Origin of the sequence: Maribacter vaceletii, assembly GCF_003634105.1 — a bacterium.
GTDB classification, from domain to species: domain Bacteria; phylum Bacteroidota; class Bacteroidia; order Flavobacteriales; family Flavobacteriaceae; genus Maribacter_B; species Maribacter_B vaceletii.
Window position 1 is genome coordinate 313,579 of sequence record NZ_RBIQ01000009.1, and the last position, 20,447, is coordinate 334,025.

12 protein-coding genes are annotated in these 20,447 nt (G+C 32.8%); 4 read left to right on the top strand and 8 right to left on the bottom strand.

Annotated features, from left to right (window positions below; genetic code table 11):
* Positions 1 to 188 precede the first annotated feature (188 nt).
* Together CLV91_RS12290 and CLV91_RS12295 are read right to left on the bottom strand one after the other, a co-directional pair.
* The gene (locus CLV91_RS12290) at positions 189 to 1,448 is read right to left on the bottom strand and encodes a glycoside hydrolase family 117 protein (RefSeq protein ID WP_170146753.1); all 1,260 of its coding nucleotides are present in this window, start codon (positions 1,446 to 1,448) and stop codon (positions 189 to 191) included.
* A 45-nt stretch (positions 1,449 to 1,493) separates the two neighbouring features.
* Complete coding sequence (locus tag CLV91_RS12295) at positions 1,494 to 3,290, bottom strand: arylsulfatase (RefSeq protein ID WP_121068387.1); 1,797 nt, start codon at positions 3,288 to 3,290, stop codon at positions 1,494 to 1,496.
* 212 nt (positions 3,291 to 3,502) lie between these two features.
* Here CLV91_RS12295 and CLV91_RS12300 point away from each other — a divergent pair, with 212 nt between their 5' ends.
* The 4 genes from CLV91_RS12300 (at position 3,503) to CLV91_RS12315 (ending at position 6,778) form a co-directional block, all read left to right on the top strand.
* Positions 3,503 to 5,140 (top strand): tetratricopeptide repeat protein, encoded by a 1,638-nt coding sequence (locus tag CLV91_RS12300; RefSeq protein WP_147406418.1) that lies wholly within the window; start codon positions 3,503 to 3,505, stop codon positions 5,138 to 5,140.
* A gap of 336 nt (positions 5,141 to 5,476) precedes the next feature.
* Positions 5,477 to 5,698 carry a hypothetical protein gene (locus CLV91_RS12305; protein ID WP_121068391.1) on the top strand — a complete coding sequence of 74 codons (222 nt, stop codon included), beginning with the start codon at positions 5,477 to 5,479 and terminating at the stop codon, positions 5,696 to 5,698.
* A gap of 105 nt (positions 5,699 to 5,803) precedes the next feature.
* A complete protein-coding gene (locus CLV91_RS12310) occupies positions 5,804 to 6,361 on the top strand; it encodes a YeeE/YedE family protein (protein ID WP_121068393.1) in 558 nt (185 codons plus the stop codon).
* Positions 6,362 to 6,364: 3 nt separating this feature from the next.
* A complete protein-coding gene (locus CLV91_RS12315; RefSeq protein WP_121068395.1) occupies positions 6,365 to 6,778 on the top strand; it encodes a DUF6691 family protein in 414 nt (137 codons plus the stop codon).
* A gap of 49 nt (positions 6,779 to 6,827) precedes the next feature.
* Here the strand turns inward: CLV91_RS12315 and bglX are convergent, their stop codons facing one another.
* The 6 genes from bglX to CLV91_RS12345 form a co-directional block, all read right to left on the bottom strand.
* Positions 6,828 to 9,116 carry a beta-glucosidase BglX gene (bglX, locus tag CLV91_RS12320; protein ID WP_121068397.1) on the bottom strand — a complete coding sequence of 763 codons (2,289 nt, stop codon included), beginning with the start codon at positions 9,114 to 9,116 and terminating at the stop codon, positions 6,828 to 6,830.
* Between the two features lie 15 nt (positions 9,117 to 9,131).
* Entirely contained in the window at positions 9,132 to 10,757 is a 1,626-nt protein-coding gene (locus tag CLV91_RS12325; RefSeq protein ID WP_121068399.1) for a glycoside hydrolase family 16 protein, read from the bottom strand.
* Positions 10,758 to 10,771: 14 nt separating this feature from the next.
* A complete protein-coding gene (locus tag CLV91_RS12330) occupies positions 10,772 to 12,856 on the bottom strand; it encodes a hypothetical protein (protein WP_147406419.1) in 2,085 nt (694 codons plus the stop codon).
* 17 nt (positions 12,857 to 12,873) lie between these two features.
* Positions 12,874 to 14,343 (bottom strand): RagB/SusD family nutrient uptake outer membrane protein, encoded by a 1,470-nt coding sequence (locus CLV91_RS12335; protein WP_121068402.1) that lies wholly within the window; start codon positions 14,341 to 14,343, stop codon positions 12,874 to 12,876.
* A 10-nt stretch (positions 14,344 to 14,353) separates the two neighbouring features.
* Positions 14,354 to 17,377 carry a SusC/RagA family TonB-linked outer membrane protein gene (locus CLV91_RS12340; protein ID WP_121068404.1) on the bottom strand — a complete coding sequence of 1,008 codons (3,024 nt, stop codon included), beginning with the start codon at positions 17,375 to 17,377 and terminating at the stop codon, positions 14,354 to 14,356.
* A 239-nt stretch (positions 17,378 to 17,616) separates the two neighbouring features.
* Positions 17,617 to 20,415, bottom strand: coding sequence for a helix-turn-helix and ligand-binding sensor domain-containing protein (locus tag CLV91_RS12345; protein WP_121068406.1), 2,799 nt, complete (start codon positions 20,413 to 20,415; stop codon positions 17,617 to 17,619).
* Positions 20,416 to 20,447 lie beyond the last annotated feature (32 nt).

Genomic DNA, 20,447 nt, shown 5'->3' on the forward strand with positions numbered 1-20,447 from the left:
AATTAACTATGAGTTTATGAAATATGCTTATGCATTCCTATCAAAAATAAAAGGCAGTTAAATAACTGCCTTTATATAGTAAACTAGCTCGGGTAATTCCCACGAGGCATTTATAAGGAAACAAATTTTGATATCGAGGCAAGCCTCGGAGTATTCAAATTTTGATTATCGAGTAAAATTTAATTGCATTATTTTTTAGCTAACCTTTTAAGCTGTTTTTCACTTAAACCTTGCGAATAATATACTTCTGGAGTATGTTTTACTCTATGTTCTTTCATTTCTGGGTCGTGTAAATCTAAACTTAAATCACAATCAAAACGCACTAATTTAGAGCAAAATTTATTCCAATTGCTATTTACATTGATAAAATGAGCCGTTCCCCAAGTAATTCCTCGTCCGTCTTTAGTGTTCGTAAAAGCATCTGGAACATATGGTGCAGCTGCATAAGGCATCATTTCAGTAATTGAAGCGATTTCAAAATTAACCCAATCTTTTGCATACTGAATGGTGTTATGCTCAGGACCATCTTTATAAACTAACGCCGCAACACCTTCTTTAAAAGGAAATAGAGATGTTTCGTGCCCAGAGGTAATTAAAGGGTTTAATGGGTGTTTTTCAAAAGGCCCCAGCGGATTGTCTGCAATGGCTAAACCTTGCATTCTAACTAGGTCTGGCCTTTCACCAAAATCAGATTTATAATAAATATATACTTTACCGTCATGAACTAATGGGTATGGATCATGAATAGAGTATTGGTCCCACTCCCCTTCTGCTCCATTAGGAATAACAATTTTATTGTATGCGGTCCACGGTCCTTCTGGGGAGTCAGCATAAGAAACTGCTACTGGACAATCATCTCCTCTTTTACCACTAGCTTCCATAAATCCTTGGTAATACAAGTAGAATTTACCTTTCCATTCTAAAATATCGGTTGTGGTTACAGAACGCCAACCCACTGTTGGTTTTTCAGGTCGTTTAATAGCTACACCTTGTTCTTCCCAGTTAAAACCATCTTTTGAGGTCGCATACCAAATATCTGCTAAATCCCAATCTGATGATGGAATAGTATCATTACTTTTTGCTGCTCCTTGAGGAGGCGTAGGAGTATTTCTATACGTATACCAAATATAGTATTTTCCGTTATGAAGTAAGACTTTAGATGGGTCTCTTCTAGAAATAGTACCATCAAAATCGTTATAATCAAAACCTTTTAAATCGGTATATTTAAACTGACTGAAAAGTTCGTTATTTTGAGGTTGTGGTGCTTCGTAATCTGTGTAGATACGTTCCATAGCAGCACTCATTTGCCTATTAGGTTTTTCCTTTGGGAGAATAAAAGGAAAGCCACCTTGTTCCACTTCCGAGACTTCATTATTCTTTTCCTTAACTTCTTTCTTACACGAAAAAAACATACAAGTTATTAGTACCGCACTTATAATTTTATTCATCCTATATTTTAATTAAATTAAACTTTTATCTTTTTTTATAAAAAATTAATACTCACCTATATATTCTACATAGGTATAATACACCCCATATTTTTCTTTCCCTTCTATAAAATCATTTACCAAAAAAGTTTTACCTTTTTCTAAGTGAACATCAAAGTTTATTTCTTCATCTGTATTAGAAATTTCTTTTTCTATAATTTGATTGGCTATTTGAATTTGTACTTTCTCTGGAGAGATTGCCTTATATGTAAACCAATTTTTAGGATTAACCTCAGGGACTCCTAAAATAGGGCCTGAGCACTCTACAGGCCATCTTCTACAGGAAATTCTATAAACCCCTTTCTTTTCTATTTTTATAGCATGGGTATTATTTTTACTTTTTAAACCTGCTGCAACTTGTTCACTTTTCCAAAATCCTTCATTTTCCCCTATTGCATGTTGTATCGTAAGCTTAATTGTTTTCTGATTAGTGTTGCCAACTATTGCAGTTGGAAATTCAAAATATTCCGGATTGGTTTTAGAAACTTTTAAAAACTTAGCATTGTCTTGTAGCATTTGTTTTACCATATCTGGATATTTACTTGCTACATTATTTTCCTGCATTCTATCTGCCTCTATATTATATAATTCATTACCGTTTACAAGCCTCCATTTACCGTTTATAATACAAGTATTATTAACATCAGTTGGCGGTCTCCAATCCTGACGATTATGAACAAATATGGTTCTCTCCTCTAACTTTTCGTCCTTATTAAACAATAAAGGAGAAACATCTAAACCATCTAAACCATTAGTTTCAGGAATTTGTATGTTACATAATTTAGCTAATGTTGGCATAATATCTACATGAGCCGTAGTTTCGCTTATGTCCCAACCGCCTTTTATTTTACCATCTTTCCATCGTATAAAAAAAGGTACTCTATGTCCGCCTTCTATTCTATCGCCTTTTCTCCCTCTAAATCCCATATTATAGCCCATTTTACCATCTCTACTTATACCACCTGTTGCACCATTATCAGTCATAAAAATTAAAATGGTATTGTCTGCCAATTTATTTTTCTTTAAAAACTTCTCTAACTTCCCAAAATTCTCATCAATGTTAGCTACCATACCAAAATACTTAGCATTAGGAAACTCTATTCCTTCTAATGCTTTATATGGTTGTGCATATTTATCCTCTACATAATGTGGGGTATGTGGAGCATTGGTAGGTAAATACACAAAAAAGGGTTTATCTTTATTTTTTTCAATAAAGTGAATTGCTTCTTGAAACCAAACATCTGTACAATACCCTTTAAAAGGCTTAGGTTTATTATTTACATAATATGTATCATTAAAATAATTATTACCCCAATAATCTGACAATTCCCCTACACCACCAGCTTTATGATGTATTGCAACATCAAAACCAAAATCTGTAGCCCTTACAGGGTAATTATCTCCTAAATGCCATTTGCCAAAAATACCTGTTGTATATCCATTTTCACTAAACAACTTAGCAATACTATTTGTTCCTTCAGAAAGAGCGTCCCTACCTTTATACGTAGCCCAAGCACCATTATTTATTGGGTACTTACCTGTCATTAATGCACTTCTTGTTGGTGTACATACTGGACTTACATGAAAATCTGTAAAGCGAACAGCTTGCTTATAAAATTTATCAATATTGGGTGTCTTAAGCCATGGATTACCATGACATCCTAAATCCCCAATTCCTTGATCATCGGTAAGAACTAATATTACATTAGGTTGTTTTTGAGAGTAAGTAATATTCCCCAATAAAAAAAATACAAATACTACACATACTATTTCATAATAATTCTTTTGATGTATTCTTATCATAATTAAGGTTTTTTTATAATATTTTGATTCAAAATTAATAACAAAAACATATTATAAGAACATGATTTGTCTTAATCAAATTTAACTAATTAGAGTAATCTTATCTAAAAAAACAACTCTACAAATAATATACAATAGTTAATAATTATTCTATTTGTCATTTTTTAATTAAGATAATGTATATATTAGATTACATTTTACATTTTTTACACATGAATCTAATAATCAGCTTATTAATAGCAATAAATATTAATTACACTTCAAAATATTTAGAAAAATCAGATAACATTTATATAGAAAAAAGTATACAAGATTCTACTTTATACTATACAAGTAAAATGAAAAATGCAATAAATAAGTCTGCCCTTTTTCCTTATGCATCTTACAAATCTTTAAAAAAAAGCATTCTATATTTTAAAAAGAAAAAGGACACTAATCGGGCTATTAATGGTCTAATAAAAATGTCTCAAATTCAAAAACAAAAAAGGAATTATAGTAAAACTTTTGACCATTTATGGGAAGCAAAATACTTAAGCGACTTATATCACCGAAAGGATCAAAAAGTAACAATTAGAATAAGCTTAGCTAGACTTTATGATAATTTTAATTTAACAGAACAATCTGTTACTCTTTTAGAAGATGCCTCTTCTATTGCAAAAGAAATATATTTTGAAGATAATCAAAAAACAGAAAATCTTATATCTAGTTATATGTATATGGCGGTTAGGCACAGAAAATCTGGAAATTATAAAACCGCCCTCGCCTATTTAGACTCCTGCTACATAAATGATAAAATAAATTTAAAACAAAGAATAGATATGCCTTTTTGGGATGCCGAAAAAGGTAAAATCATGCAAAAAATTGGAAGAAATGAAGAAGCTGGTAAGTATTTACATGAAGCTCGAGATTTAACTCAAAACTTAATAATAACATACAGACCTAATATCTCTATGTATTTAGGAGATTTAAAATATAGTATAAACCAATTAGACAGTGCTAATTATTATTATAAAGAGAGCTTAAATCTAACTCGTAGGAAAGGCTTCAATAATGACTTAGAAGGAGAAGTTCTTCTTAAAATTTCTAAAGTCTACGATAAAAAGAAAAAAACTAAACTAGCATACCGGGCTCTTTCAGAATCTATAACTATAGAAGCAGAAACACTAAAAGATAAAAACCGCACTAATAGTGAGTTATTTGAAATTAAAAATACGTACTTAAATTCTATTTCAGAAAAAAATGAAGAATTAGAAAAACAAAATATTATAATAGAAAAAAACAACCAAATACAATTTAGGCTTAAAGTAATTTTAGGGTTATTACTGCTCCTTGGTATTATCTCGTACACTTTTATACAAATGCGTTTAAAACTAAAAAAAACCTTATTAGATAAAAAAGAAGCACAAATAAAAGCAGAAAGCAATAAGAAAAAAAGTGAAAATGAAATAGAATTAAAAAGTAAAGAACTCACCTCCTATGCATTACAATTAGTAGATAAAGATTCTGCTATTGATGAACTCCTAGATGTGTTAAAAACTGAAGCATCTCAAAAATATAAAAATCTTTATTATAAGTACAAAAAAGGATCCAAAGATTTATGGGACGATTTTAACTTACAATTTACGAGTATAAACTCTGCATTCTACAATAAACTAGAAACTTTGCATCCTAAATTGAGCACAACAGAACAAAAGCATTGTGCTTTAATAAAACTAAATTTAGGCACTAAAGAAATGGCTAGAATATTAAATATTGAAGCGCATAGTGTTCACGTATCTAGGTCTAGAATACGTAAAAAAATTGGCCTACAACGTTCCGAAAATTTAGAAAAATATATTGGTAGTCTTTAGGCATAAAAGAAATTCAATGTTATAAAAAATAAAATACAAGCTCTTTATTTATAGTTATATACTTAATTTTTTAATCATTTCTTAATACTAAACTCTTTTACAAGAATTAGAAAATTCTTTTATCAACACCTATTGTTCACAACAAAAAAGCTCAAAAAAAGAAATAAAAAAACACACAACACACTAATAAACAAACATTTAAAACGTTATATACACCAGAATAACATTCTTAAAAATATCACAAATCTAAAAACCTAATAGCCCTATAAGAAGTAACAATTGCAATGATATTTGGAAATGTTCTATATTATATTAACTTTAGCAAAAATTTAATTTATGGATTTAACGGAAAGAGCTCTCGAGTTTGAAACCAGAAAAATGAGCAACATGTCTACTAGTGATCGTGTTGAAGCATCGAGAGAAGCAAAAGCATTAATATTAGAAATTAACGAAATTTATAAAGAAACTAAGGATTCTGACCTAATGGACATGATGAAAAGGTTGACTGAAAAGAAAAAGAAAATTGAGAAACGCCTTAAAGGTGCGCCTTTAGTGTAACTCATTAAAACAATCATTTTATTTTTACCTTAAAAAGTAAAATATAAGAGGTGTATAGTTTAAACTATACACCTCTTATATTTTAACATAAACCCTAGTAAAATTATGGAGTATATATTAAATCCCTGGCCATGGTATATTTCTGGACCTTTAATTACTCTTATAATGGTAATTCTGATTCTCTTTGGAAAGAATTTTGGAATGTCATCTAACCTAAGAACATTATGTACCATTGGAGGAGCGGATAAATATGCAGACTTTTTTAAAATAGACTGGAAATCTTACAGCTGGAATTTAGTAGTTGTTTTAGGAGCCATCATTGGTGGCTTTATTGCCACTCAATTTTTATCTAACGGAGCTCCAATAGATTTAAGTGTAGAGACTATAAAAGACTTAAATACCTTAGGATTTTCTAATGCTGGTGAAAACTTATTACCCCCAGAAATATATAGTTGGGATGCTATTTTATCTGTAAAAGGCATGAGTGTTATAATTATAGGAGGTTTTTTAGTTGGCTTTGGCGCTCGTTATGCAGGAGGATGTACGTCTGGACACGCTATAAGTGGACTAAGTAATTTACAATTACCGTCCTTAATTGCCGTTATTGGCTTCTTCATTGGCGGATTAGTAATGACTCATTTTATTTTACCCTTAATTTTTTAAAGTATGAAATTTTTAAAATTTTTAGCTGTAGGTATTCTTTTTGGAATAATCCTCGTAAAGTCTGAAGCTGTTTCATGGTATAGAATTTTTGAAATGTTTAAATTTCAATCCTTTCACATGTATGGCATTATAGGCTCTGCAGTAGTATTAGGTGTAGTCTCTATATACTTAATAAAAAAGCTTAAATTAAAGAGTATTAACGGTAACCAAATACATATACCATCAAAAAATAAAAGCTTTGTAAATTATTTACTAGGAGGTATTATTTTTGGACTAGGCTGGGCATTAGCAGGTGCTTGTCCTGGACCAATGTATATTCTTTTAGGAACTGGAGTTTTTAGTATGCTAATTGTTATTGCTTCTGCCACTTTAGGAACCTTTGTATATGGTTTATTAAAAAATAAATTGCCACATTAAATTAAAAAAGGCCATCTAATTAATTAGATGACCTTTTTTGAAAAAAAAATTAATCTACCAACTTAAAATTGCTTTCCAATACTGTTTTAGAGCTTCCGCCTAGAAAAACATTAAATTCTCCTTCTTCTGCTTCCCATTTTTCATTTGCAGAATAAAATTGAAGCATTTCTTCATTTATACTAAATGTTACCTCTTTAGATTCTCCTGGTTTTAAGGATACCATCTTAAATCCTTTTAATTCCTTAATAGGTCTTGTTCTACTTGCAAATTTATCTTGTATATATAATTGCACAACCTCTTTTCCTTCATACTTTCCTGTATTTGTAAGTGTAAAAGAAACTTTAATTTCTTCTCCTTTTGCAAAGGCACTCTCGCTTAGTTTTAAATCTTCATATTTAAAACTAGTATAGCTTAATCCATACCCAAACTCATACAAAGGCTCATTACTCTCGTCTATATAATGCGACCAAAAAACCATATTTGGTGCAGGAATTTTTGGCCTTCCAGTACTTTTAAAATTGTAATAGATTGGGATTTGACCCACACTCTTAGGAAAAGTCATTGGTAATTTTCCACTTGGATTATAATCTCCATACAATACCTCAGCAATGGCATTACCACTTTGGGTACCCAAATGCCATGTTTCTAAAATGACAGGTACATTATCATTCGCCCAATTTATTGTTAAAGGACGACCATTCATTAAAACCAATACTACATTTTTATTTACTTTATAAACAGCTTCTAAAAGTTCTTGTTGCAATCCTGGTAAATCTAAACTAGCCCTACTTCTTCCTTCCCCAGATTGGAAACCATTTTCTCCTAAAACCATAATAACTATATCATTTTTAGAGGCTAAAGCAACCGCTTCTTTTATTCCAGATGTATTTTTTTTATTTATATTAGTCTCTAATGTAAAATCTGTTTTGCCTTTTGCTAGAGTTACTCCTTTTTCATATGTAATTTTATTTCCTTTAAAACTTTTTAAACCTTCTAATACAGAAATAGCAGTATTATCTTCACCAGCAATTCGCCAACTTCCTAATGGGCTATTTTTATCATTTGCTAAATCTCCAATTACTGCTATATTTAAACCTTTTTTTTGTAGCGGAAGTAGCTGTTTTTCATTTTTTAAAAGAACTATAGACTTCTTAGCCATGTCTAATACCGTAGCTTGATTTTTTTTACTACCTATCACTTCTTTTTCACGCTTCTCATCGCAATATAAATATGGATCGTCAAAAAGTCCTAATTCATACTTAACAGTTAGTATTCTCTTCACTGCATCGTCTATAATAGTTACATCTACTTTACCATCATTAACCAGTCTTTCTAAATGATTAATATATGCATAGGATTCCATATCCATATCAGAACCAGCGTTTGCAGCAATCTTACTCGCCTGTTTTTTATTTTTTGCATATCCATGAGATATCATCTCATTAATGGAACCCCAATCGGATACGATAAATCCATCAAAACCCCATTCTTCTTTTAGTATTTTACGCTGTAAAAAAGCATTTCCAGTTGCAGGAATACCATTTAGTTCATTAAAAGAGTTCATAAAAGTCTTAACATCTGCTTTAATAGCTGCTTTAAAAGGAGGAAATACTATATTTTGTAATGTAGCCATTCCTATATCTACCGTATTATAATCTTTACCAGACTCTGCAAAACCATAACCTGCAAAATGTTTAGCGCAAGCAGCAATAGTATTATTAGCACTTAAATCCTCTCCTTGAAAACCTTTTACTCTAGCATAAGCAATTTTACTACCCAAATAAGCATCTTCTCCTGCACCTTCCATTACACGTCCCCAACGAGCATCTCTAGAAATATCTACCATTGGCGCAAAAGTCCAATTTATACCACTTGCACCTGCTTCACTTGCTGCTACTTCCGCAGATTTTTTAATAGCATCCATATCCCAGCTAGCTGCTTCTGCTAAAGGAATAGGACTAATAGTTTTATACCCATGAATAACATCAAAACCAATAATTAAAGGAATACCCAGCCTTGTTTCCTCTACAGCTATTTTCTGCACACGTTTTACTTCTGCAACACCGCGCACGTTTAACATAGAACCTACTTGCCCAGACTTTAAATGCTTATATTTTTTTGCTGCATCTCCTTCTGTTGGGTTGGGCCCTGTTACATTCCAAAAACCGTTATATTGGTTCATTTGTCCAATTTTCTCAAGAAGTGTCATTTGACTTAGAAGAGTTTCTACTTTTTCTTGTATTAACTCCTTACCCTTTGCCCTATTTATTGAAACTTTTTGAGCCTGTACTTGTCCTAAAAAAAAGATAAAACATATAGCTATGATTATTTTTTTCATTATTTAGTCTTTTGTTTATTGATAAACTCTAACATAATCTATCTCCATAGAGTCCTCTATAAAAGCAGGGTCTATATCACCCCCTAAAGTTCCTCCCATTGCTACATTTAAAATCATGAAAAAATCTAGATTAAATGGCACACTATCAGAGTTTGCTTGTTTAAAGAAAACTTCACCATCGAGAAGTATAGTCAATTCATCTACTGTCCATTCAATCGCATAATTATGAAATTCTGTTGTAGAAGTAGGATTTTCTATAGAATTCGTGGGAGCTTCCCCAGCTGAATTATCTGGAAAATGGACTGCAGCAGACGTTTTAGTTTTATCTTGTCCAGTTTGCTCCATGATATCAACTTCACCACAAGATGGCCAACCTACACTGTCAAAATTAGCTCCTAACATCCAAATAGCAGGCCAAGTACCCTGTGAAGCGGGTAATTTTGCCCTTACCTCAACACGACCATATGTAAACTCATAAAGATTTTCTGATTTTAATCGAGCTGATGTATAACCACCAACACCATCTGCTTTAGCTGTAATTTTAAGCATTCCACCATCTACTACTACATTCTCGGCATTGTTGGTATATGTCTGTGCTTCATTATTACCCCAACCACCTGCACCTAGGTCATAACCCCAATTTGCAGTATTAGGAGCTCCATCCACATCAAATTCATCCGACCAAACTAAAGTAGTAAAAACAGATTCAAAAACTTCCGGTTCTTCTGTTGCAATGCTTGTTGAGAAAATATGGTACCAAGCTAAATCTGGGTTTAGAGCATCATAGGTACGAACATGTAGTGAGTCATCTGTTAATTTTAAAATCTCATAAGATGAGGAGCCTACATAGTAACCCATAAAGCCACCATCGGAAAAAGTCATTTGCGTACCTCTTGTTTCCGCTTCTGGAACAGTACCATCTGAAGGGCCTATAGAAACATTTTTTATTCCAGACGTATCAAAATCATAGCAAAAATCCATACCCTCTGATCCACCAGCGACTCCTTCATGTGCTCCATTAAAATAAGTTTGCCCTTTATTATCTAACACATAAGTTAATTGACCCTCTGTATCGACAGAAAAAGTTAATTCATCATCACATAAACAATCTGATTCTTCTGAACTACATTTCTCAAAAGGAGAAGCCGAATACCATTTAGCATACCACCAATCACCATCAATTCCTTCTCTAGAAGGGCCTACTCCTAAATGCCCTGGTTCTGAAGCTGCTAAATACCATGTTTTAGAAGTTCCTCCTGTTAAGATTTGTATGGCTTCTGGATCAGAAAAATCGCTCCTAACCTCAACTTCAATGGTCTGTGAAGAACTTACTCCTCCCATACCGTAAGCTACTATAGTTACAACATAAGTATTTAATCCTGTTTTCGTAAACCTTTTGGTTAGTTGCCCATCTGCATCAATTTCTGCATCTGTTCCATCATCATAAACAAACTTGTAATTAATCACATTGGATGCAGTTGCATTAAAACTAACTTCCCCTGACCCATCTTCTGATGGCGTAGCCATAACGGTTAATCCTGTAGGCAGCGCTAATACATCTAAATTAGGCTCTTCTTCTTGACAAGCTACAAGTATAATTGCTAGTATAAACGTATACATAATTTTAATAAATGTTTTCATAAGCCTTATTTTTTTTATTCTTTAACAAGTTTATATTGCCAGAATACACCAGCGCCTGCCTCTACATAGACATTCATAGTACTATTATTATCTGTAAGGGTTACATTATAGGTTATAGTTGATGGTACCGCAACATTTGGAAGTTCGCCATCATTATTAGCCTTAGGGATCCCTATATAAGCACCCGCTCCAGTTATAGTTATTGTTTCATTAGTTTCATCATAGAAATAAGTTGCCGCACTACTTCCATCATGAGGTATTACAGGTGCCCCACAGGCATCGGAGCCACCTTGCCAGCCTTCAACCCAAGTATCAGCCCCTAAAACATTCATAAAAGATCCATCTGTTCCGAATACAAAAGTGTCATCAAAATAGCAAGCACGATCAATAACTCCTTGATCATCTATTGCAAACCAACTTGTATCCCCTACCGACGGACCAACTCCCAAAGAACCAGCTTCAGAAGCCATTTTCCATGTTCCAGAAATTGGGGAAACTGCAGGTGCAACATATCTAACTAATTTGTATTGCCAGAATACACCGGCACCTGCCTCTATGTAAATATTCATAGTATTATTTTCATTTGAAAAAGAAACCGTATACGTTATTGATGCTGGCACTGCAACGTTTGGAAGTTCTCCTTCATTATTGGCCTTTGGAATACCAACATACGCACCCGATCCACTTATTGTTACTGTTCCAGCAGAGGAATCATACATATAAGTAGCACTTGTTGCTCCATCATGAGGTGCAACTGGTGCTCCACAAGCATCAGAACCTCCTTGCCAACCTTCAATCCATGTGTCTGCTCCTAAAATATTCATAAAAGAACCATCTACGCCAAAAACATAAGTATCATCAAAATAACAAGCACGATCTATAACACCTTGATCATCTATGGCGAACCAACTTGTATCTCCTACCGACGGACCAACTCCTAAAGAACCCGCTTCAGAAGCCATTACCCAAGTACCTATAATTGGCGAAGGCTCATCTCTCACCAATTTATACTGCCAAAATACACCAGCACCAGATTCTATATAAACATTCATAGTATTCTTATCTTCTGATAAAGATGCATTATATGTTATTGTAGCTGGTACTGCCACATTAGGAAGTTCTCCTTCATTATTAGCTTTTGGCACTCCTAAATAAGCTCCCTCACCTGTTAATGTTACTGTTCCGTTAGACTCATCATAAATGTATGTTGCTGCTATACTTCCATTATGCGGTGCAACTGGCACCCCACATCCATCAGAACCTCCTTGCCAACCTTCAATCCATGTATCAACACCTAAAATATTCATAAAAGAACCATCTGCTCCAAAAACATAAGCATCATCAAAATAACAAGCACGATCTATAACTCCTTGGTCATCTATTGCAAACCAACTTATATCTCCTATTCCTGGGCCAACTCCTAAAGACCCAGCCTCGGACGCCATTTTCCAAGTACCAATAAAATCTGCTGCACTTGCCGTATTTGGTGCCTCTAAAGTAACCTCTTTAGTCCCTTCTAAAGTAGCTGCTCCAGCTCCTTTTGCAACCACTCTTATAGTGTATTCTCCCGCTATAGCATATTCATGAACTGCATTTTCTCCGACTAAAATAGCTGTAGGCTCTTCATCTATTACATCTCCAAAATACACATCGAACATAGTTGCATTTGTGGCCTCAGGAGAAACAGTTACCTCTAAAGAATTTGTTGTTATTGCTGTTCCAATAACTAAATCTGTTGGTGCAGCAAAAGAAATAATAACTTCTTTATTTAACTCACTTGTTAAACCTGTAGCCCCTATTGCTACTATTCTTAAATTAAACACCCCTTCTCCATAAGTATGTGTAGTTGCTTCTCCTGGGTTTACTTTTGTAGCAGTTTCTGCATCGGCATCTCCAAAATAGATTTCAAAAGCAGTAACACCGTTAGCTGTTGGGGCAACACTTACATTACCTGTATCATCCTGAGCAATACTAAAAGTTGCTTGCACATTTTCTGGTGCAGATACATTTTGAAACGCATAAGATGTTTCTTCTTCTGTACATGCATTAAATACCGTAGTTACTATAAAAAGCGCTAGTAATTGTTTTATATATTTCATTTTTTTTAGTTTATATGTTAATAGCCAGTGTTTTGAGTCCATCTATTACCTACCAATTCAAGCTCTATAGATGGTATTGGGAATACTTCGTTTTTACTTGTGGTAAAACCGTCAATTTCTTGTGCGGCTCTTTGTGTACGCACTAAATCGAAAAAGCGATGACCTTCACCAACTAATTCAACTCTACGTTCTTTATAAATATCTGCGGTTAAGTTGTTTCCTGTAGTGGTAACATTTGCTAACATAGCTCTAGTACGAACTCTATTTAAGTAGGACAACGCTTTAATATCATCAGGAGCTGCTTTTCTATTATGCGCTTCAGCGGCCATTAACAAAACATCTGCAAAGCGAATTGCTCTATAGTTATTTGGGTTGGTTAAATTAGCATCTCCAGTATTTAAATCTCCTTGACGAGAAATGTATTTACGATTATAATATCCGGTATGTTCATTACCAGATACAAACGATACTCCACTATTTTGAGCTGCCCATGATTCTATATCTAAAATAGCTACGTCTTTTCTTATATCCCCTTCTTCAAAAGCATCTACCACTTCTTGCGTTGGAATATTAAAACTAAAACCAGATTCAAATACTGGCCCCGTGTAATTACGTATACCATTAAAACCTACAGCAACATTACCTTCGCTACATTGTAGACAATCAAAACCTGCCCCTTCTTCATCTGTATATTGTACTTCAAAAACAGATTCTATATTATTTTCTCCCTCAAACTCGAACATAGAATTATAATCTGTAACCAAATCATATGGCCCTGTAACAATTAAATTATCTAAAACATTTGCTGCTTCTGTAAATTTGTCTTGGTATAAATATACCTTACCTAGTAAAGCTTGTGCTGCTCCTTTGGTTGCTCTACCTACATCTGTCTGAGAGCTTGGTAAATTTTCTGATGCAAATATTAAATCTATTTCTATTTGTGTATAAACCTCCGCAGTAGGAGTTCTTTCTACAACATCTTGATCTCCAAAAAGTAATCGTTCATCTATCGATAAAGGAACATCCCCAAACCATTTTACAAGTTCAAAATAGTAATATGCTCTTAAAAAAGTAGCTTCGGCAATTACACTTTCTTTACCAGAAAAATCTGTTTTATCCTTAAATTCTAACACATAATTTGCTCTATTTACACCAGCAAACATCCAGCTCCAAATATCTCCGAGTTGCGAATTAATTGGTGTATGCGTCATGTCATCTACCTCTTGTATTCCGGGAACATCGGTAGCACTTTCACCTCCTGCCAAAGTATTATCTGATGCTATTTCTCCAAGCATAACATTTAAATAAGTAGCTTGTAACAAATCATATGTAGCAGTTAATGCTTCTTGATACTCTTCTTCATTATTAAAGTAATCTTCCGAGTTTTCATCAAAAGAATCTACTTCTACAAAATCATCCCCACAGGATATAACTGCAAAAGCCGAAATAAAAAGGATAATTGAAAATTTTATTGTTTTATATCTCATCTTCATCGCTTTAAAATTTAAGATTAAGTCCTAATAAATAAGTTCTAGGCACAGGGTAAAAACCATTATCTATACCTGCACCAATAGGGTCTCCAGAAGAAGCACTTGGATCATACCCCTTATATTTTGTGAGTGTAAACACATTGTTAGCCGAAACATAAAATCGTAATTTATCTATCCCTATTTGCTCTAATGTTTTTGTCGATAAGGAATAGCCTAATTGAATATTTTGCAGTCTCACAAACGACCCATCTTCTACATAAAAATTAGAAAAATTGGTATTGGAAGTTGCTCCTCTTGTAACTCTTGGGTACGTATTTGTAGACCCTTCCCCTGTCCATCTATTTAAAGTATAAATAGACCTATTTACTAGTTGCTGGTTTCGTTCATAATCTCGTACAATTTCATTACCTATTGAAGCAAAAGCATAGGTACTAAAATCCCATTGTTTATAATTGAAAGAAAAGTTAACACCCATAGTCGCATCCGGAATTGGACTTCCAATATCTGTTCTATCATCCGTATCAATAACACCATCATTATTAGTGTCAATAAATTTCAAATCTCCAGGAGCAGCATTAGTTTGTGTTGCATGCGCGTCTACCTCTGCCTGGTTTTGAAAGATTCCATCTGTCTGCAATCCATAAAAATACCCAAGTGGTTTACCATCTTCCATTCTAGATGGAGGCTCTTGCCCTACACCAAAAGAACCGCCTGAAATAAAGCCTAGTCCATTATTTACAGAAACTACTTTATTCTCTAAAAAAGTTACATTATAATTAATATTGAAAGAGAAATCTTCAGATGGATTACTATGGTAACCTATAGCAAATTCTATTCCTTCATTTTCTACAGTCCCTGCATTTACAACAGGAGATTGAGAACCTGGAGCGGAAGCCCCTAAAATTCCAGAAACAGAAGGTTGGACCAATAAGTCTTCAGTGCGCTTTTTAAAATAATCCGCAGTAATATCTACTGAGTTATTAAAAAGTTTAATATCTAAACCAACATCTAAAGTCTTTTGCTCTTCCCATTTTATTTCTGGGTTAGATAATATTCCTACTGCACTACCAAAAGTTAGAATGTTATTAAATACATAAGTTCCTTCTCCTGATAAAACCGATCTATAGGCATTTGCCTCAATTCTGTCATTACCAACAATACCATAACTACCTCTAAGTTTTAAGAAAGAGATTAACTTGCTATTCTCTAAAAACTTTTCATCAGAAATAATCCATCCTAGAGAGCCAGAAGGAAAATATCCAAATCTATTGTTTGGACCAAAAGCAGTAGAACCATCCCTTCTTATTATACCAGAAAGTAAATATTTTCCTTTATGGTTAAATTGCAATCTTGTAAAATATGATAACAAACGAGCATCAAACTTATCCCCCCCATTTCTAAAATTATCTACTACATCGGATGCATTAGAAATATTTGCATTTTGAAAATCATTACCAGCAATATCAAACCCAGATAAACTTGCCAACTGCCCTCTTGTTCTAAAGACTGACATACCTAGAGTGGCTTTAACATTGTTATTTTCTCCAATATCTTTATTATAATTTAAAAAGGTATCGAAGGTATAATCTTTATAAATATTTTTTTCTTCCTTTATAGTATTACGATCCACATTAAATACTTTTCCCGACCCATAAAAAACAGTAGGTTTAAAGTCTTTTATTTTTACTTCGGAATAATTAAATTGATAACTAGACTCTAAAGTAAAATCATTTAAAAAAGAATAGTTAAGGGCTATTTTACCACTAATTTTACTTACATCATTCTTGTTATATGTATTTTCTACTTGCGCTAATGGATTTATAACCTCATTACCCAATCCTTCTGAAAGTGTATATGCTCCAGAAACATCTCTTATTGCAAATGTTGGAGCATTATTCAATGCATTAAATAAAACGGAACCTAAAGAATTCTCAGATAGAGTTTTTCTATTGGTCCCCATATATATTGCATTTGTAGTAAGCTTTAAATTGTCTAAAATTTCTGTGTTAAAATTAACTCTAGAAGTAAACCTTCTAAAATTAGCTTTTGGTCCACCAACTATACCATTTTGTGTAAGTAAGGATGATCCAAAAGAATATGTAGATTTTTCAGTACCTCCACTAACGCTAAGGTTATGATTAACCACAGCTGCTTTTTGAAATACTTGATCTTGCCAATCTGTACCTTCACCTAAAACCGAAAGATTTGTATACGGCAATTCGCTACCAGTTGCAGCATAAGCCTCATTTATTAATAAACCATATTCCGTAGCGTTAAGTACTGGAATTTTTCTTGAAGCCTCCTGAAAACCTCCATAAACATCATAATTAAACTTTAACTCTGTGTTCTTTTTGCCCGTTTTAGTTGTTATTAATATAACCCCATTTGCTGCTCTTACCCCATAAATACCTGCGGTGGCATCTTTAAGAATATTCATACTCTCAATATCTCCAGGGTTAACTACACTTAAATCTTCTATAACATTACCATCTACCAAAATTAAGGGTCTATTATCCCCGTTGGTAGAGATTCCACGTATACGAATATTCGATGCAGCTCCAGGGGAACCAGAATCAGTTGTAATTTGCACTCCGGCAACTTGCCCTTGTAAAGCTTGATCTATTTGGGTTGGGTTTAAATCCTCAATACTTTCTGACCCTACCACTGTAACTGCACCGGTAAGCTCCTTTTTAGTAGAAGTTCCATACCCTACAACAACAACCTCATCTAATACACTAATATCATCTTGCATTATAATTTGGAGAGGAGAATTGTCTTCAATATAAAGTTCTTTGGTTACAAACCCTAAGTAAGAAAAAATTAAAGTATCGCCACTATTAACCCCAGAAATCTTAAAATTCCCATCAAAATCTGTTGTGGTTCCATTAATAGTACTTTTTACAATAACATTAACTCCCGGTAAAGGATCTTTTAAAGATGCATCCTTTACATTCCCAGTAATCGTAAAATCTTGACTCCATATAATAGAAGAACTAAACACTAATAAATAAAATAATACTGTATGCTTCATTATGTTTCATTTTGTTGTCACAATATATAGCTATAAATTTTTTATTAAAAAAAACAGACCACAACAAAAAATATACGAATCATAAATAAATAGGCTTAAAATTATCAAAATAATAACAATAGGCCTAAATAACAGTAATTACGCAATATCAAAATATAGAAACGCTGAACTCAAAACCAGCCAACTATAAGCTATTGTATGGGTAATGTTGTGGTGATTATGAGTTTTGTACAGGTTAATTATAAACTCAAAATATAATCAGATAGGCTTTTTTCATGCTCTAAACCCATTTTTTTACGTAAACGATATCTTTTTACCTCTACACTGCGGCCAGATATGTTTAATAATGGTGCTATTTCCTTAGAAGATAAATTAAGTCTTAAATAAGCGCACAAACGTAAATCATTAGAAGTTAACTCAGGATGAATCTCTTTAATACGCTTAAGAAAATCTTTATCTGCATTATTAAATGCCTGTTCAAATGTTCTCCAGTCATCCGCATTATTAATATTACGATCAATGGTTTTTATAACCATTTTTATTTGCTGTGGTGTTTCGGCATTTACGAGTTGTGATTTTAAAACATTTAAGAACTCATTCTTTTTTATTATACTCATTGTAGAACTCGCTAACTCTCTATTTTTAGATTCAATTTCGTCTTTGAGTTTTTCATTTTTTATTTCTATAATTTTCCGTTTTGTTTTTTGTTCTTTTCTTTTGATTTTTTTTCTATTCTCTTTCAGCAAAAGCTCTTGCTGATTTTTATAATAAAATTTAGAATACCTATGTACCAGAAACACTACAGCACTAAAAAGCAATAAATATATTGCGTATGCTAGATAAGAAAAATACCATGGTCTATGTATTACAAAGCTCTTAGATACTGTATTAGTAATTAAACTATTTACTCTTGCTCTAACTCTAAATGTATATTCTCCAAAAGGTAAATTTTCAAAACTGGCGTCTGCTTTGTTAGACCATGCGCTCCACTCGTTATGTTCATCTGATAATTGGTATTGATAATTTACTTCAGCATACTTATCATATTCTGGAACATTATAAGAAAAAGCAATACTGTTTTCTTTAAACTCTAACTCATTATTAGCATTTAGAGATATTGCCTGCGCAACTAGATTTCCTGGATTTTTTTTAACCCCAGTTATAGCCACCTTGTATTCATTTTCTTTTAGTTTATTAAGATTTAAAGTAACAAAACCATTAGAAGTACCAATTAGATAGTTATTCTTAGATAAAGGTGTTATGGACTCAAACCCATAAACCCCCATATTTTTTCGGAAATAACCGGGCACTGGAATTTCAATTACTTCATGCTTATCATTGAGTTGTGCAGGAGTTAAACTAAGAATACTATTGTTAGAGAAACCCCATAATCGATTATTTTTAGAATCTGAAACTAAAACTCCAAATGGAGGAGCATCCCTCTCAAAAAAATTATCATTGAGTGCTTTATCCAGTTCAAATTTGTCTTTTGTTTTATTAAAAGAAAACATACCGTCACTGGTGGTATAAATAATTTGCCCATTAAAACTCGCTAAACTTGCTCCACTACCATAAGGTTCTTGATTGGTAATTTTAACGACCTTCGTAATGTCATCATCTAATTCTAGCACAAATACTCCTTTGTTTTCATGGTTCACTACCAATTTTGTGTCACTTATCCATTCAAAAAAACGTGAAGCAATATCAAAACCTTCAATTTTATTTCTTAATTCCCATGCATTACCATTTCTTTTTAAAACGCTAATTCCTTGATAATTCCCTTGTAATAATAAATCTGGATTATCCTTAAAAGGCTTTATATCCCATGTTCCAGGTATACTCGAAATTAATTTTGCCTTTTTATTCTTAATTTGATATGTTCCATTGTTGTGGCCGCAAAACAAATCTCCATTAACCATACGTAAAGCCCAAACTTGTCCTTTAGTACTTGACATAAATTCAAAATCATTATCCGAATTTTTATGTTTATAAAACACTCCCTGATTTGTTCCTAAGTACAAATAATCATCTTTTACAATGGCTGAATACACCTGACCTAGACTACCTATATTATCAATATATTCTTTAAACGGCGAACTAAGATTTACTACAGAAAGTCCATTATCTAATGCTAGCCATAAATTTTTCTCCTCATCCTCAAAAATAGAAAGAACAGTATTATTGTTTAATCCTTTTTGTTGGTTTATTGCATTCACAAGGTTCCCCTCTCTATCTATATGATATATACCGTTTGATATAGTACCAACAACTATACTCTCATCCTGTAATTGTAAACTACTATAAACATTTACTTTTGTTGAAAGTCTATCCAAAGCTGTAGGCCATACCTTCAAATTGTCTTCTTCTAAGGAATAAAATATTCCATTTTCCGAAAGAAACATCAATTTATTATCCCTTAGGAAGATGCCTATGATTAAATTTTCTTTGATTATAGGACTATCTGTAACCAATACAGAGGTACCGTTTTCAATTTTAAAAATACCTAGCCCACTTTTTTGAAAATAAATAGATTCTCCTATTCTAAATATTTGGGCTCGCTTAGAAGGGGACTCAATTATATTTAAAGAAAAATCCTTGGTATTGTATATGTAAATTTGCTGAAGGGACTGAAATAAAATCCAGTCTTTATATTCTGTAATATTCCAAAACTGCTCATCTTCTACTAAAGTAAGATCAGAATTAGAAGATATAGAATTATATTTTAGTATTCCTGTATCCTCTTTCTCCCAAAACCCAAACTCCATATAACAACCAGTGTAAATACGATTATTAATGGCCTTTACAGAACGTATTACAGATCCATTTGGAGATGCATAGAGTTTCCAATTAGCCCCATCAAAAGCCAACAAACCACTATTATTGGCTACATAAATATATTTTTCTTTGGATTGTGTTATGGACCAATTTTGATTTGCCCCTCCATAAGTAACTGCGGAAAAATTCTGAATAGGTGGTAACTCCTGAGAGAAACAGTTACAAGCTAAAAAACAAAGAAGTATAAAAATCTTATTTTTCAAAAAAAGAATATTTTCTTAAAAATATAATTTTT

Excerpts from the sequence above, each read along its gene's own strand:
- CLV91_RS12290 (WP_170146753.1), bottom strand. The coding sequence starts at position 1,448 with ATGAATAAAATTATAAGTGCGGTACTAATAACTTGTATGTTTTTTTCG.
- CLV91_RS12295 (WP_121068387.1), bottom strand. The coding sequence starts at position 3,290 with ATGATAAGAATACATCAAAAGAATTATTATGAAATAGTATGTGTAGTA.
- CLV91_RS12300 (WP_147406418.1), top strand. The coding sequence starts at position 3,503 with ATGAATCTAATAATCAGCTTATTAATAGCAATAAATATTAATTACACT.
- CLV91_RS12305 (WP_121068391.1), top strand. The coding sequence starts at position 5,477 with ATGGATTTAACGGAAAGAGCTCTCGAGTTTGAAACCAGAAAAATGAGC.
- CLV91_RS12310 (WP_121068393.1), top strand. The coding sequence starts at position 5,804 with ATGGAGTATATATTAAATCCCTGGCCATGGTATATTTCTGGACCTTTA.
- CLV91_RS12315 (WP_121068395.1), top strand. The coding sequence starts at position 6,365 with ATGAAATTTTTAAAATTTTTAGCTGTAGGTATTCTTTTTGGAATAATC.
- bglX (WP_121068397.1), bottom strand. The coding sequence starts at position 9,116 with ATGAAAAAAATAATCATAGCTATATGTTTTATCTTTTTTTTAGGACAA.
- CLV91_RS12325 (WP_121068399.1), bottom strand. The coding sequence starts at position 10,757 with ATGAAAACATTTATTAAAATTATGTATACGTTTATACTAGCAATTATA.
- CLV91_RS12330 (WP_147406419.1), bottom strand. The coding sequence starts at position 12,856 with ATGAAATATATAAAACAATTACTAGCGCTTTTTATAGTAACTACGGTA.
- CLV91_RS12335 (WP_121068402.1), bottom strand. The coding sequence starts at position 14,343 with ATGAGATATAAAACAATAAAATTTTCAATTATCCTTTTTATTTCGGCT.
- CLV91_RS12340 (WP_121068404.1), bottom strand. The coding sequence starts at position 17,377 with ATGAAGCATACAGTATTATTTTATTTATTAGTGTTTAGTTCTTCTATT.